The following is a 14,983-nucleotide window of genomic DNA, read 5'->3' as shown; positions in this document are numbered from 1 at the left end:
CGAGCACCCCATGAGCAAACAAGAATGGGCCCCCGGCCTGGAAATCCAAGGCATCGCGCCGCCGCTGGCGCTGCAAGACTTTCGCCTCATCGCCTTCGACATGGACTCCACGCTGGTGACCTCCGAATGCGTGGACGAAATTGCCGACGTGGTGGGCAAGAAGGCCGAAGTGGCCGCCATCACCGAGGCGGCCATGCAAGGCATCATCACCGACTACAAGGAAAGCCTGCGCCAGCGCGTGGCGCTGCTGCAGGGCGTGACGCTGGCGCAGCTGGAGCAGGTCTATGCCGAGCGCGTGGCCCTGACCCCCGGCGCAGAGCAGCTGGTGCAGGCCTGTCAGCGCGCCGGCCTCAAGACCATGCTGGTCTCCGGGGGCTTTACCTTCTTCACCGACCGCATCAAACAGCGCCTGGCGCTGGACTTTGCGCGCTCCAACCAACTGGAAGTGCAGGACGGCGTGCTCACCGGCCGCATGCTCGATCAATCCTGGGGCGACATCTGCGACGGCGAGGAAAAGCGCCGCGCCGTGCTGGACCTGGCCTCGCTGATGGGCATCTCGCCCGAGCAGGTCATCGCCGTGGGCGACGGCGCCAACGACATCCCGATGATGCAGGCCGTGGGCCTGTCGGTGGCCTTCCACGCCAAGCCGCGCGTGCGCGCCCAGGCCAAGGTCGCCATCAACCAGGGCGGGCTGGAGCGGCTGCTGGAAGTGTTCAAGGCTTGAAGCCAGCGCTTAAGGGCGCGGTTGCTATGCCTGTGCGTCGGCTGTGTCAGCATCGGCTGTGCCGCCGCTGGCCGTGTCGCCGTTGGCCTGTGCGTCGGCGTCTTGCTGGTTGCGTGCGGCCAGGCGGCGCACGGCTTCGGCAAAGCCGCTGCGGCTGCGCATGCGCGCCATGGGCGGCAGGTTGGCCAGCAGTTGCCGGCCATAGCCCTTGTGCACGATGCGCGGGTCGCACAGCACCAGGATGCCCTTGTCCGTTTCGGTGCGGATGAGCCGGCCGGCGCCTTGCTTGAGGGCGATGGCCGCCTCGGGGACGAACAGCCGGGTGAAGGCGTTTTCGCCCTGGGATTCGTAGCGCCGCGCCCGTGCCTGCACCAGCGGGTCGTGCGGCGGCGGGAAGGGCAGTTTGTCGATCACCACCAGCTGCAAGGCGTTGCCGGGCACGTCAAAGCCTTCCCAGAACGTGGCCGATGCCACCAGCACGCGGCCATGCTGCGTGGCGCTGGCGGGCTGGCGAAAGCGCTGCATCAGGCGCTGCTTGGATTCATCGCCCTGCACCAGCACTTCGATGCCGCTGCCGTCGCCCAACTGCGCGCGCAGCGCATCGCCGATCAGGCGCAAGGCCTTGAGTGTGGTGGTCAGCACCAGGGTGCGCCCGCCCAGGGCCAGTGCGCCTTGCGCGGCCAGCTCGGCCACGGCCTGGCCATGGGCCTGCACGTCCGACGGCGCGGGCATGTCCGCGGGCACGTACAGCATGGATTGGCGGGCGAAGTCAAACGGGCTGGGCACTTGCAGAATGCGCGCGGCCTCCAGCCCGCAGGCTTGGGTGAAGTGGCTCAGGCTGGCATCGGCCCCCAGGGTGGCGGAGGTGAAGATCCAGGCATGCGATGGAGCAGGCAGGACGGGTGTGGTGGCGGCCAGATCGGCCTGCGGGGCATGGCCATCGGCGTTGGTGTTGGGGCTGGCATCGGTGGCATCGCGCGCTTGGCTGTCTGTGCCCAGGCGCCAGTGCGCGCGCATGTCTTCGGCAATGTCCAGCGGGCTTTCCACCATGCGGATGGTGACCTGCCCGACTTCCATCCAGCGCACGCGCCCCAGCCTGGCCGGGCCGGCAAACAGGCGCGCCTTTTGCCAGTGGGCATGGCAGCGCTGCTCCAGGCGGGTCAGCTCCGGGGCGGAGTCCTTGACGGTTTGCAAGGCGTCGTGCAGGGCGTGCAAGGCATCGGCCTGGGCCTGCAGGGCTGATTGCCAGGCCTGTGGGGCAATGCCTTCAGGCGCGCCGTCGTCCCAATTCAGGCGCAGGTTGCTGGCCTCGCCCACGCAGCGCATCCATTGCTTGCAGGCTTCGTCCACCTCGAACACCAACTGGGCCCAGTCGCCCAGGCCGCGCGCGAGCTTGTTGCAGGTGCGCAGGGTTTCGCGCGCGAAGTCCAGCAGCTGGGAGTTGCTCCACTGCTCACCCAGGAAGTTGACGCCGGTTTCATTGAATTGGTGGGCCTCGTCGATCACCACGGCGCGCACGCTGGGCAGCAGCTCGGCCATGCCGCTTTCGCGCACCTGCAGGTCGGCAAAGAACAGGTGGTGGTTGATGACCACCAGGTCTGCGGCCAGGGCCTGCTTGCGCGCCTTGTTGACGTAGCACTGCGCGAAGCTGGGGCATTGCGAGCCCAGGCAGTTCTCGCGCGTGGAGGTCACCAGCGGCAGGTGCGGCGAGCGTTCGGTGAAGCCGGGCATCTCGCTCATGTCGCCCGATTGCGTGGTGTTGGCCCAGCGGCGCACGCGCGCCAGCCAGCGCAGCTGGCCCTCGCTGCTGGCGTCGAGCTCGGATTCGGCCAACTCCAGCCGATAGGGACACAGGTAGCTGCTGCGCCCCTTGAGCAGCGCGGCCTGCAGGGAGATGCCCAGGGCCTGGCGCAGAAAGGGCAGGTCGCGAAAGAAAATCTGATCCTGCAGGGCCTTGGTGGCGGTGGAGACGAGGATGCGCTCGCCGCTGAGCAGGGCAGGGATGAGGTAGGCAAAGGTCTTGCCCACGCCCGTGCCGGCTTCCACCACCAGCGCCCCGCCGTCGCTCAAGGTCTGGGCCACGGCGCGGGCCATGAGCAGCTGGCCTTCGCGCAGCTTGTAGCTCGGGTTGGCCTTGGCCAGCGCCCCCTCAGGCGCGAAAGTGGCATCGACGATTTCAGGCAGATTCATGGGCTGGGCAGGCGGCAAGAGGGCGATTGTCGCCAAATTTCCCGATGCGTTGCGCGCGCGGAGGGCTGAACTCGCCAAAACCGGCCCCGAAACAGCATAGAATACGCGCCGCCGTAGAGGCGCTGGCCATCGCACCGCTGTGCTGGCCGGTTGGTATCGGGGTGTAGCTTAGCCTGGTAGAGCGCTACGTTCGGGACGTAGAGGCCGGAGGTTCGAATCCTCTCACCCCGACCAGTTTCCACACAAACATTGCACGTCTGTGGCCCTTGTGGGGTGCGGCGTTGGAGCAAAGCCCAGCAGCATCTGCCTGGGCTTTTTTGTTGCCTGTCGCTGGGGGAGGGGCCTGCTTGCGGCACGCCATTACGCCCACGCGGGGCGGGGCGAGGCGTGGCAGGCGCCCCAGGGCTATTGCCGGGCCGTGCGCCAGTTGCGCGGTGCGGTGTGGGGGCTGCTGCTGCGCCAGGGGTTGATGTCCAGGCCACCGCGCCGGGTGTAGCGCGCATAGACGCTCAGCTGTGTGGGCTGGCAGCGCTGCCAGATGTCCAGGAAGATGCGTTCCACGCAGTTTTCGTGAAAGCCCGTGTGGTTGCGGAAGCTGACGATGTACTGCAGCAGCGCGGCCTGGTCGATGGGGGCGCCGGTGTAGCGGATTTGTACGCTGGCCCAGTCGGGTTGCCCGGTCACGGGGCAGTTGCTTTTGAGCAGGCGGCTGCACAGGGTTTCGCTGACCGGGGGCTCACCCTGTGCGCTGCGCAGCAGGTCTGGCTGCGGCGTGTAGTGCTGGCATTCGACGTCGAGGCGGTCGAGGTCGATGCCGTCGAGCTCAGCCAGCTGCTCGGTGCCGAAATCGGCGGCTTCAACCAGTTGCACGCCGATGCTGGCCTGCTGCCCGCTGCCGCGCCAGGCGGCTTCGGAGAGGTCATCGAGCAGGCACTGGCGCAGCGCGGCGCTATCGGTAAAACGGTGGTTGTTCAGGCTGTTGAGGTAGAGCTTGAGGGACTTGCTTTCGATGATGTTGGGCGTCTCGCACGGGAACACCAGGTGGGCGATGGCCACCTGGGGCTTGCCGCGCGGGTTGAGCCAGCTCAGCTCGAAGGCGCTCCAGCTGTCGGCGCCGATGAATGGCAGGCGCTTGGCCGTGCCAAGGCCCAGTTCCGTGCGCTGCGCCGCACGCGGGATGGGATAGAGCAGCGTGCGGTCGTAGCGGCTGGGGTAGTTGACCTCGCGGCCCAGCGGCAGGGCGCTGGCGCAAGGTGCGGAACTGGGCGCTGGCGTGTTCATCGCGTGATACTGCTTTGATTGAACAGACGCTCAAGCCAGGGTGCGCACCCAGCCGCGGGTGTCGGGCAGCTTGCCGCGTTGCAGGCCCAGCAGCTGCTCGCGCAACGCGCTGGTGACGGGGCCGCTTTCGCCATTGCCGATGCTGAAGCTGCCGCCCTCGAACTGCACTTCACCGATGGAGGCCACCACGGCTGCGGTGCCGCAAGCAAAAACTTCCGTGACATTGCCGCTTTCGACATCGGCACGCCATTCGTCGAAGGCGTATTTGCGCTCTTGCACGTCGATGCCCTGGCTGCGCGCCAGCTCGATCAGCGAGGCGCGCGTAATACCTGGCAGGATGGTGCCCAATGGGGTGGTGAACAGGCTGCCGTCCTTGCGCACGAAAAAGATGTTCATGCCGCCCAGCTCTTCGATCCAGCGGTGCTCGGCGGCATCGAGAAAGACCACCTGCTCACAGCCGTTTTGCTGCGCCTGGGCCTGGGCGATGAGGCTGGCGGCGTAATTGCCGCCGCACTTGGCCGCGCCAGTGCCGCCTTCGGCCGCACGCGTGTACTGCTGCGAAACCCAGACCTTGACCGGCTTGGGGCCGTTCTTGAAATAGTCGCCCACAGGCGATGCGATCACGCAGAAGGTGAACTGGTGCGCCGGACGCACGCCCAGAAACGGTTCGCTGGCGAACATGAAGGGGCGCAGGTAGAGGCTGCCGTTGCCGCCGGGGATCCAGTCCTTGTCGATGCTCACCAGGGCCTCGACGGCTTCGAGGAATACGGCCTCGGGCAGGGTTGGCATGGCCATGCGTTGTGCCGAAGCATTGAAGCGACGGGCGTTTTCATCCGGGCGGAACAAGGTGATGCGGTCGCCTTCGCCCCGGTAGGCCTTCATGCCTTCGAAGATTTCCTGGCCGTAATGCAGCACGGCTGCTGCAGGGTCGATGGAGAACGGCGCACGCTTGCGGATGCGCGCATCGTGCCAGCCACGGTCCTTGCTCCATTCGATCGTAGCCATATGGTCAGTAAATGCCGTGCCAAAGCTGCCTTTGGCCAGAATGGCCTCGCGTTCTGCGGCGGGGGTTGGGGTGTCGCTGGGCAAGACCTCGAACTTCAACGCATGGGACATGGAAAAACTCCTGACAGAGGGTGAAAGAGCGGGCCCGCCCATCGGTGAGATGCAGGCCTGAAACTGGGGTGTGGCGCTTGTGGTAATCAATTGCAATTGCTTGTGAGGCAAGCTCTTGCAACTGCCCGAAAGCACAGTTTTTTTCGTGCAGTACGGGGATGGAATGCAGGCGCCAAGCAAACAGCTGCACATGATAGTCGCAGCGCAGACCTTCCATCGCCTGAGCGGGGGAGGCAGGCAGCAGGGTGCGGGTGGTGGTGTGCGGCCCAGGCCGGGTTGGCGCGCCCAGCGTCAAGAATGCGCTGAGATCGCGGATTTTTTGCAGGCCTTGCTGAATCGGCTACAATGCGCGGCTTGTCCGGAGAGATGGATGAGTGGTTTAAGTCGCACGCCTGGAAAGCGTGTGTGGGTTAATAGCCCACCGCGGGTTCGAATCCCGCTCTCTCCGCCACGTGGCTTGGCCCATGCCGTTGAGTAATGATTGACAGCATGCGTGCTTCGAATTGCCAATCCTGTGCTCATTGACGATTTGTACACCCCATGCATCAAACCCTTGTAATTCGCTGCGAGTTACAAGGGTTTTCTCGTTCTATGTGGTGACGGATTGGGTGTGGCTTTGATGGCCACAGCCGAGCGCCGGTCTTTTCTGGCTCGATCCTGGCTGGCGTCGTGATTTATCGCTAACCCCCTGTGCCCAGGCAAATCCCGGGCGATTGCTGGCATTGCTATGGCCTCTTCCAATTTGCACACCAACTTGTCTGAACAGCTGTTGCCGGCAGGGGCATTGTCTGAGGCGGCTTCTGCAGCTGAGGCAGGGGCGGCGGGCATTGAGGCTGAATATCCAGGCAATTTGTTCGTGGTTGCAGCGCCCAGCGGTGCGGGAAAATCCAGCTTGGTCAAAGCCTTGCTTGAACTGGATACGAGGGTGTTTCCTACGGTGTCGCACACCACGCGTGCGCCGCGCGGGCAGGAAAAGCATGGGCGAGAGTATTTTTTCATCCCCGCTCATGAGTTCGATGCCATGGTGGCAGCCGATGCCTTTATCGAATGGGCGAATGTCCATGGCAACCGCTATGGTACGGCGAAAAAGGCTGTTGAAGACCGCATTCAGCAGGGCGCCGATGTGGTGCTGGAGATTGATTTCCAGGGCGCGATGCAAATCCGCAATGTCTTTGCCAACGCGGTGTTGATTTTCATACTCCCACCCAGCTTGGAGGAGTTGCGCTCCCGTCTGGAGCGACGCGGCGAGGACAGGCCTGACGTGATTGAGCTGCGCATGCGCAATGCCCGTGTGGAAATGGCTCAGGCTGGCAATTTTGATTATGTGATCATCAATGATGTGTTCGAGCGTGCGTTGTTTGATCTGAAAAGCATCGTGCATGCACAGCGTTTGCGCTACAGCGCGCAGCAGCGCGCCCAGGCGCAGGTGTTTCGTGCATTGGGAATACAGGCCTGATTAGGCAATATGTTTTATTCTTTCTTCTCGGCAAGCAATGCAGTCTTGCTGTTGCATGCGGAAGATTCTTTGAAGTGAGGTTCTTATGGCTCGTATTACTGTGGAAGACAGCTTGGCGCAAATCCCCAATCGGTTCCAGTTGGTGCTGGCAGCGACTTATCGCGCCCGTATGATCAACCAAGGCCACACGCCCAAGGTGGAAAGCAGCAACAAGGCGGCGGTGACGGCTCTGCGTGAAATCGCGGACGGGAAAACTGGCATCGAGATGCTGCGCCGAGTCCCTACCTGATGCTGGCGGCTGGTTGCTGCGCCGTGCAATAACGATGCCCGCTCATACAGCGGGCATTGCGCATTTTGCAGGGTAGGGATCTGCTGCGGTGGCAGCCAGTCGATACGGGATGGAGTGCGCTGGTATTGCGATGCTGCAACGCTTCAGCCTGCATGGTCTGCGCAGTGCATGGACGGGGGCGCTGTTGCGGCGTTCTTGCGTTAAGATCGTAAAAAATGCTTGAAAACGTGGCAACGCAAAGAGCGCTTTTTGATGCCCTGCGTTGCCTGCGTGCGATGGCTGCAGCGGGTGGTTGGCGCGCCATCCCTGCCGGTTCCCAACCTTGCTCGGTGTCCAATTCTTCCAGACATGTACGATGAAAACGGCAGACCAGGTAGATTCTGCAGGCCAAGAGCCTGCGATGTCGGCGGAGCATGAGGCCCTCGTGGCCCAGACGTTTGCTGCGTTTGCCAGTACTGTCGAGTACCTGAGCGAGCAGGATCGCGCCCGTGTGGCCGATGCCTTTGCCTTTGCCAAGAAAGCGCATGCGGGCCAGTACCGCAACAGCGGAGAGCCCTACATCACCCACCCGATTGCCGTTGCCGCGCTGTGCGCGCAGTGGCGTTTGGATGCCCCGGCGCTGATGGCTGCGCTGCTGCACGATGCCATGGAGGATTGCGGCATCGTCAAGCAGGACATCGCACAGGCCTTTGGCGCGGATGTGGCCGAACTGGTCGATGGCCTGACCAAACTGGAAAAGCTCGAATTTCTATCGCGCGAGGAAAATCAGGCGCAGTCGTTTCGCAAGATGCTGCTGGCCATGGCCAAGGATGTGCGCGTCATTCTGATCAAGCTGGCCGATCGCACGCACAACATGCGTACCCTGTCTCTGGCGCCGCGCAGCAAATGGGCGCGCATTGCACGGGAGACGCTGGAGATCTATGCCCCCATCGCCAGTCGGCTGGGCGTGAATGCTGCATGCCGGGAGCTGCAGGAGCTGGCGTTTGCCCATTTGTACCCTTGGCGCTGCCAGACCCTGACCAAGGCGGTGGAGAAAGTCCAGCGCCGCCGGCATGGCATGGCGCAGAAAATCCGCGCGGAGCTGGAGGCTGCCTTTGCCCAGCGCGGCATCCCCGTGCGGCTTTTGGAACAGCAGCAGGAGCTCTATCAGATCTATCTGCAAATGACCCGCAAGGGCATGAGCTTTGCCAAAGTCAATGACATCTTTGGCGTTCAGGTGCTGCTGGAGGACGTGAGTGCCTGCTATGCAGGCCTGGGGGTGCTGCATCAGACCTACCGCCCTGTGCCAGGCCATTTTCGGGACTACATCGCCAATGCCAAGCCCAATGGCTACCAGTCCTTGCACACCACTTTGCAAGGCCCTTCCGGGGTGCAGGTGGAGGCCCAGATACGCACCGAAACCATGCACCTGGTGGCCGAGGCGGGCATTGCGGCGCATTGGCTGTACCAGTCCCAAGGGCTGGATGGGTTGCTGGCCGATCAGCTCAATGGCCGTTGGCTGGCCTCGATGCTGGAGATCGAGAACTCTTCGGCCGATGCGACGGATTTTCTCAACGACGTCAAGGTGGATTTGCACCCGGCCTCGGTTTACGTCTTTACACCCAAGAACCAGGTAGTGACGCTACCTGTGGGCGCCACAGTAGTGGACTTTGCCTACGCCATTCACAGCCGCGTGGGCGATCACATCGCCGCGGCACAGGTCAATGGGGCGGCGGTGTCGCCGCATACGGTGTTGAAAAACGGCGATACGGTGCAGATCATCACTTCTGAGCAGGCAAGACCACAGCTGGGCTGGATCGAGTTCGTCAAGACCGGGCGGGCACGCTCACGCATTCGAAGCTATTTCAAGCACGTGGATCAGCAGGAAGGGCTGGCGCTGGGCCAGCGGCTGTTCAATCGAGCTCTGCGCGTGGCCGGCTATGCGGCGTTGCCTGCGCCGGAGACCGAGCAGGCGCAAGCCATTTGGCGGCAGCTGGGGGTTTTGTACCAGGGCAAGTCGCGCGAGCAGTTGTTGCTGGAAATGGCGCACGGCCGCTTGATCGCTGGCGAGCTGGTGGCGCAGATAGGCCGCTTTCTGCAGGACGTGGGGCTACGCCCGGATGCGTTGGTCATGTCCAAGGAGCGGATGGTGGCGCAGCAGGCTGCGCCGGTCGTGCTGGCCGTTGGCGGGGCCGATGGCGCGCCGGCGCGCTATGCGGTTTGCTGTCGCCCATTGCCGGGCGATGCCATCGCAGGGCAGCTGGTCAGTGGCCGCGGGCTGGAGGTGCACCGTCTGGAATGCCCTGTGGGTCAGCGCCGTCGCGACAAAGAGCCTGCGTCGGCCATGGCGCTGGAGTGGGTGGATGAGCCGCAGGCCGAGTTCGATGCCACGCTGCTGCTGCATTTGCGCAATACCCAGGGAGCCTTGGCTGAGGCCGCCTTGGCGGTTGCGCGCGCCGGGGTCAATATCTTGCGACTGGAGATGCTCGAGGAAGGTCGGCTGGAAATTCTGGAGGCGCGCATGAATGTGGCTGTGCGCAACCGAGGGCATCTGGAGCAACTGTTGAAAAACCTGCGCCGCGTCCGCTCTGTACAGCGCGTCGAGCGCTTCATGGCTGAGTAGGCTGCGTTTCCCGGCGCACTGTGGCAGCGTCAGGCACAGTAGAATCCAGGCGCTGTCAGACAGGGCTGGCGGGCTCACACTCGGTGTATTGGATTGTTTTTTGAGCTCAAGCCCCATGGCCAGTTCTCCAGGCATTGCGTGCGCGTCGGGCCCAGGCGCGCTTTTTCGTGCGCGCCAGCCGGTACGCGCTCTTATTTTTTGACATGAACCATATTCGCAACTTCTCCATCATCGCCCACATCGATCATGGCAAGTCCACACTGGCTGATCGCCTGATCGAGTACAGCGGTGGCTTGAGCAAGCGTGAGATGTCCGCCCAGGTGCTCGACTCCATGGACATCGAAAAGGAGCGGGGCATCACCATCAAGGCCCAGACGGCGGCCTTGCACTACAAGGCCAAGGATGGCCAGGTCTACAACCTGAACCTGATCGACACGCCCGGCCACGTGGACTTCTCCTATGAAGTCTCGCGCTCGCTCTCGGCCTGTGAAGGAGCTTTGCTGGTGGTTGATGCCTCGCAGGGTGTGGAAGCGCAGACCGTAGCCAATTGCTACACGGCGCTGGATCTGGGCGTGGAAGTGCTGCCCGTGCTCAACAAGATGGACCTGCCCCAGGCCGACCCCGAGCGGGCCAAGGCCGAGATTGAGGACGTCATTGGCATCGATGCCTCCGAGGCCGTGCCGGTCTCGGCCAAGACGGGCATGGGCATCGAGGAAATCCTCGAGCTGATCGTGCAAAAAGTGCCGCCGCCCAAGGGCGATGCGCAGGGGCCATTGCGCGCCATGATCATCGACAGCTGGTTCGATGCATACGTGGGCGTGGTGATGCTGGTGCGCGTGGTCGATGGCCAGCTGCGCAAGGGCGAGCGCATCCGCCTGATGGCCACCGGGGCCGTGTACGAGGCGGGCAGCCTAGGCGTGTTCACGCCGGCGTCCTCGCCGCGCGAGCTGCTGCAGGCCGGGGAGGTGGGCTTTGTCATCGCCGGCATCAAGGAGCTCAAGGCCGCCAAGGTGGGCGACACCATCACGCTGGAGAAAAAGCTGCCCAACAATGCCGGGCCGGCCCAGCAGCCGCTGCCGGGCTTCAAGGAAATCCAGCCGCAGGTGTTTGCCGGCCTGTACCCGACCGAGGCCAACCAGTACGACGCGCTGCGCGATGCGATGGAGAAGCTGCAGCTCAACGACGCGGCCTTGCAGTTTGACCCGGAAGTCTCGCAGGCGCTGGGCTTTGGCTTTCGCTGCGGTTTTTTGGGCCTGCTGCACATGGAGATCGTGCAGGAGCGCCTAGAGCGCGAATTCAACCAGGACCTGATCACGACTGCGCCCAGCGTGGTTTATGAAGTGGTCAAGTCCGATGGTGAAGTCGTGATGGTGGAAAACCCCTCGAAGATGCCCGATGCGGGCAAAGTGCAGGAGGTGCGCGAGCCCATCGTCACCGTGCATTTGTATCTGCCGCAGGACTACGTGGGCGCGGTCATGACGCTGTGCAATCAAAAGCGCGGCATCCAGCTGAACATGGCCTACCACGGCCGGCAGGTGATGCTGACCTACGACATGCCGCTGGCGGAGATCGTGCTGGACTTCTTCGACAAGCTCAAGTCCGTCAGCCGCGGCTATGCCTCGATGGACTACGAGTTCAAGGAGTATCGGCCTTCGGATGTGGTCAAGGTCGACATCCTGCTCAATGGCGAGCGCGTCGATGCGCTGTCCATCATCGTGCACCGCAGCCAGGCACAGTACCGAGGCCGGGCGGTGGTGGCCAAGATGCGCGAGGTCATCGACCGGCAGATGTTCGACGTGGCCATCCAGGCGGCCATCGGAGGCCAGATCATTGCCCGCGAGACCGTCAAGGCGCTGCGCAAAAACGTGCTGGCCAAGTGCTACGGCGGCGACATCACGCGCAAGCGCAAGCTGCTGGAAAAGCAAAAGGCCGGCAAGAAACGCATGAAGCAGATCGGCTCGGTGGAAGTGCCGCAGGAGGCCTTTCTGGCGATTTTGCAAGTTGAGGATTGACGCAAGTGAAAGCAATCGCTGTTCTGACCGGGGCCCTGCTGGCGGGCGTCGCTGTTTATCTGCTGCTGTGGCTGACAGGGCAGATCGAAGGCAATTTCCCCCTGCTGCTGCTGTTGGCCACGCTGGTGTCCGGGGCGTATTGGCTGGCCGAAAAACTGTACTTTCTGCCGCGCCGCCGCCGTCAGGCGCAGCAGCTGGTGCAGCAGCTCAAGGAGCGGCACAGCGCCTTGCAGGCCCAGGGTGTGGTCACCGAGGAGCTTGACGTGGCCGCTGCGGCCAACCATGTGCTGCGCCAGCCCTGGTGGCTGGATTGGACGGCAGGGCTGTTTCCCGTCATCGCGGCGGTGTTTGTGCTGCGCTCCTTCGTCTACGAGCCCTTTCGCATCCCCAGTGGCTCCATGATCCCGACGCTGCAGGTTGGGGACTTGATTCTGGTGGACAAATACACCTATGGTTTGCGCCTGCCCGTATGGAATGCGGCGCTGACTCAGGGCAGGCGGCCGGCGCGCGGCGAGGTCGTGGTGTTCCGCTACCCGCCCAACCCGCGCATGGACTACATCAAGCGCGTGATCGGCCTGCCTGGCGACACAGTCAGCTACCACAACAAGCGCCTGACGGTCAATGGCCAGGCGGTCAACTCCGTGCCGCAGCCCGATTACTTCGACAAGGACTCTGTCATCCATGCCAAGCGCTGGGAGGAAACCCTGGGCGGCCGCACCTACGAGGTGCTGAACAACCCGCAAATGCCGGCCATGGTGATGGGGGCGGGCGATTTCCCCTTCCGCGACCAGTGCGAGTACAGCGTGGAGGGCGTGAGCTGTCGCGTGCCTGAAGGGCATTACTTCGTCATGGGCGACAATCGCGACAATTCGCTCGATTCGCGTGCCTGGGGCTTCGTTCCCGATGCCAACATCGTTGGGCGCGCCGTGGTGGTCTGGATGAATTTTTCAGACTTGGGTCGCGTAGGTAAAATTCAGTAACTGAATCGGCGCAGCCCCTGTGCCGATGGTGTTTTGTCGAACGCATTCATTGATGGCCAACCGGCTGTGCACTGCAGCCGCGCTGGCGTGAAAACCAAAGAGGGACTTGCTGTGCACGCACTGAACAACACAAAAAAAGCCACCACGATTTCGCTGGCGCAACGGCAGCGCGGCATGTCATTCATCGGCCTGTGCATGCTGGCTGCGATCATCGTGTTTCTGGGCTATGTGGGCTTCAAGTCGGTTCCTGTTGTGACCGAGTACGCAGCCGTTCAGCGGGCCCTGAAGAAAGCTTCCGAGGGCGGCACGGTGCTTGAAGTGCGGCAATTGTTCGATCGCCAGGCCAATATCGATTATCTGGAGCAGTATGCAAACCCCATCAGCTCCAAGGACCTGATCGTCAGCAAGAAGAACGATGCGGTGGTCGTCGAGGTGGAGTACGACCGCGAGATCCCACTGGTGGGGCCAGCTTTTCTGGTTTACAAGCTGCATGCCAGTTCCCATTGAGGACCTGGCGGCAGCGGCTGTGGAGCAGTTCTTTTGAGCAATATGGGGTTGGAGCGGCTGGCGCGCAGCCTGGGATGGGATGGCACCGACTGGGCCTTGCTGCAGCAGGCTTTGACGCATCGCAGCTTCAGTGCCGACCACAATGAACGCCTGGAGTTTTTGGGCGATGCAGTGCTCAATCTGTGTGTGTCGCGCTGGCTGATGCAGCGCCTGCCGCAGGCCAGCGAGGGCGAGTTGTCGCGCACGCGGGCCAATCTGGTGCGAGAGCAGTCTTTGCACCACATTGCGCTGGGCCTGGGGTTGCCTGGATTATTGCGACTGGGCGAGGGTGAGAAGAAGTCCGGGGGGCAGCAGCGCCCCTCGATGCTGGCCGATGCGCTGGAGGCTGTGCTGGGAGCCGTGTTCTTACACATGGGCTTTGCCGCCGTAGAGCAGCTGGTGCAGCGCTTGTTTGCCCAGGTCGATCTCTCGACCAGCGCCCAGACCCACGCCAAGGATCCCAAAACCCGTTTGCAAGAGCTGCTGCAAGGCCGTTATCTGGCCCTGCCGCATTACGAGCTGCAGGAGGTGCGAGGCGCTGATCATCAGCAACTGTTCGTCGTGCAATGCACCCTGCAAACCCCGCCGCTGCAGGCAAAAGGCCAGGGGCCTTCGCGCAAGGCGGCGGAGCAGCAAGCGGCTGAGCAATTGCTTGAGCAATTGCAGCAGCATGGCCAGTGGCAGGCCAAAACCAAGCAGCGGCGGGCAACGACCGCAGTGTCCGTGCGCACCGGGCGTGCGCCTACAGCGCCGCTGCAGGGCAAAGGCAAGAAACGACCAGGATCGACTGGGAAAGGATGGGTGGCGTGAGCATGATGTCTTCTTCTGAGCCTGCGGTGCAGGGCGCCGCCGACGCGCCGCAGCGCTGCGGCCTGATTGCCCTGGTCGGGCGCCCCAACGTGGGCAAGTCCACGTTGATGAATGCATTGGTGGGGCAGAAGGTCAGCATCACTTCGCGCAAAGCCCAAACCACGCGCCATCGCATCACTGGCATTCGTACCGAAGGCCAGGCGCAGTTCGTGTTCGTGGATACGCCGGGCTTTCAGACTCGCTACCAATCGGCCCTGAATCAATCCCTGAACAAGGCGGTCACGGGCACGATCTCTGACGTGGATCTGGTGCTGTTTGTGGTCGAGGCGGGCAGCTTCTCGCTCAAGGATGCCCAGGTGCTGGCCTTGCTCAAGCAGCGCATTCCGACCATCCTGGTGGCCAACAAGCTCGACACTGTGCACCGCCGCTCCGAGCTGGCGCCGTGGCTCAAAAGCATGCAGGAACGCCATGATTTTGCGGAGTTCGTGCCCATGTCGGCCAAGGATCCCAAGGATGTCGCCCGCCTATTGGCTGTGTGCGAGCGTTATCTGCCTGAGCAGCCCTGGTGGTACGACGAGGAAGAGCTCACTGACAAGAGCGAGCGCTTTTTGGCGGCCGAGATCGTGCGCGAAAAGCTGTTTCGTCTCACCGGCGATGAGCTGCCCTACACCTCGACCGTACTGATCGACCGCTTCTTGGAAGAGCCTGGTCGGCAGGTGCAGCGCATGGTGCGCATTGCTGCGAGCATCGTCGTCGAGCGCGAAAGCCACAAGGCCATGGTGATTGGCGAGAAGGGTGAGCGCCTCAAGCGCATCGGCAGCGAAGCGCGCCAGGATCTGGAAAGGCTGCTGGATGCCAAGGTTTTTCTGGAGTTGTGGGTCAAGGTGCGCTCGGGTTGGTCGGACGATGCCGCGCGCCTGCGTGCCTACGGCTATGAGTAAGTGGGGCCAGCTGCAGGCATGATGATCAGCGCCGCA

General features: G+C 63.0%; 11 protein-coding genes, 2 tRNA genes and 1 pseudogene. 11 read left to right on the top strand and 3 right to left on the bottom strand.

The window, feature by feature from the left end:
- Positions 1–10 precede the first annotated feature (10 nt).
- The gene (serB, locus tag CLI93_RS03060) at positions 11–724 is read left to right on the top strand and encodes a phosphoserine phosphatase SerB (protein WP_095995650.1); all 714 of its coding nucleotides are present in this window, start codon (positions 11–13) and stop codon (positions 722–724) included.
- A 24-nt stretch (positions 725–748) separates the two neighbouring features.
- Here serB and CLI93_RS03055 read toward each other — a convergent pair whose 3' ends face one another.
- Entirely contained in the window at positions 749–2,914 is a 2,166-nt protein-coding gene (locus CLI93_RS03055; protein WP_238946605.1) for a DNA repair helicase YoaA, read from the bottom strand.
- Between the two features lie 157 nt (positions 2,915–3,071).
- Between CLI93_RS03055 and CLI93_RS03050 the strand changes: the two genes are divergently transcribed.
- Positions 3,072–3,148: transfer RNA gene (locus tag CLI93_RS03050), tRNA-Pro, on the top strand.
- Positions 3,149–3,319: 171 nt separating this feature from the next.
- Here the strand turns inward: CLI93_RS03050 and queF are convergent.
- Positions 3,320–4,195: an NADPH-dependent 7-cyano-7-deazaguanine reductase QueF gene (queF, locus tag CLI93_RS03045; protein ID WP_095541158.1), complete on the bottom strand. Its 876-nt coding sequence runs from the start codon at positions 4,193–4,195 to the stop codon at positions 3,320–3,322.
- Between the two features lie 30 nt (positions 4,196–4,225).
- Positions 4,226–5,311, bottom strand: a complete 1,086-nt coding sequence (locus CLI93_RS03040) for a branched-chain amino acid aminotransferase (RefSeq protein WP_095541159.1) — start codon at positions 5,309–5,311, stop codon at positions 4,226–4,228.
- 360 nt (positions 5,312–5,671) lie between these two features.
- Here CLI93_RS03040 and CLI93_RS03035 point away from each other — a divergent pair.
- From CLI93_RS03035 to era, 9 genes and pseudogenes are all read left to right on the top strand, one after another.
- Positions 5,672–5,762 (top strand) — tRNA-Ser (locus CLI93_RS03035).
- Positions 5,763–6,038: 276 nt separating this feature from the next.
- Positions 6,039–6,767: a guanylate kinase gene (gene gmk / locus CLI93_RS03030; protein ID WP_095541160.1), complete on the top strand. Its 729-nt coding sequence runs from the start codon at positions 6,039–6,041 to the stop codon at positions 6,765–6,767.
- An 85-nt stretch (positions 6,768–6,852) separates the two neighbouring features.
- Positions 6,853–7,056, top strand: a complete 204-nt coding sequence (gene rpoZ, locus CLI93_RS03025; RefSeq protein WP_095538330.1) for a DNA-directed RNA polymerase subunit omega — start codon at positions 6,853–6,855, stop codon at positions 7,054–7,056.
- Between the two features lie 355 nt (positions 7,057–7,411).
- Positions 7,412–9,658 (top strand): RelA/SpoT family protein, encoded by a 2,247-nt coding sequence (locus CLI93_RS03020; RefSeq protein WP_420823097.1) that lies wholly within the window; start codon positions 7,412–7,414, stop codon positions 9,656–9,658.
- Between the two features lie 203 nt (positions 9,659–9,861).
- The gene (gene lepA / locus CLI93_RS03015) at positions 9,862–11,670 is read left to right on the top strand and encodes a translation elongation factor 4 (RefSeq protein WP_095541379.1); all 1,809 of its coding nucleotides are present in this window, start codon (positions 9,862–9,864) and stop codon (positions 11,668–11,670) included.
- 5 nt (positions 11,671–11,675) lie between these two features.
- Complete coding sequence (gene lepB, locus CLI93_RS03010) at positions 11,676–12,650, top strand: signal peptidase I (RefSeq protein WP_095541380.1); 975 nt, start codon at positions 11,676–11,678, stop codon at positions 12,648–12,650.
- 87 nt (positions 12,651–12,737) lie between these two features.
- Positions 12,738–13,157 carry a DUF4845 domain-containing protein gene (locus CLI93_RS03005; RefSeq protein ID WP_238945683.1) on the top strand — a complete coding sequence of 140 codons (420 nt, stop codon included), beginning with the start codon at positions 12,738–12,740 and terminating at the stop codon, positions 13,155–13,157.
- A gap of 42 nt (positions 13,158–13,199) precedes the next feature.
- Positions 13,200–13,862, top strand: a pseudogene (gene rnc / locus CLI93_RS03000) (ribonuclease III); the annotation flags it as partial.
- A gap of 149 nt (positions 13,863–14,011) precedes the next feature.
- Entirely contained in the window at positions 14,012–14,947 is a 936-nt protein-coding gene (era, locus tag CLI93_RS02995) for a GTPase Era (RefSeq protein WP_420823096.1), read from the top strand.
- Positions 14,948–14,983: the final 36 nt, after the last annotated feature.

Origin of the sequence: Vandammella animalimorsus (assembly GCF_002288875.1) — a bacterium.
GTDB classification, from domain to species: Bacteria; Pseudomonadota; Gammaproteobacteria; order Burkholderiales; family Burkholderiaceae_C; genus Lampropedia; species Lampropedia animalimorsus.
This window is presented reverse-complemented; position numbering and strand designations above follow the sequence as displayed.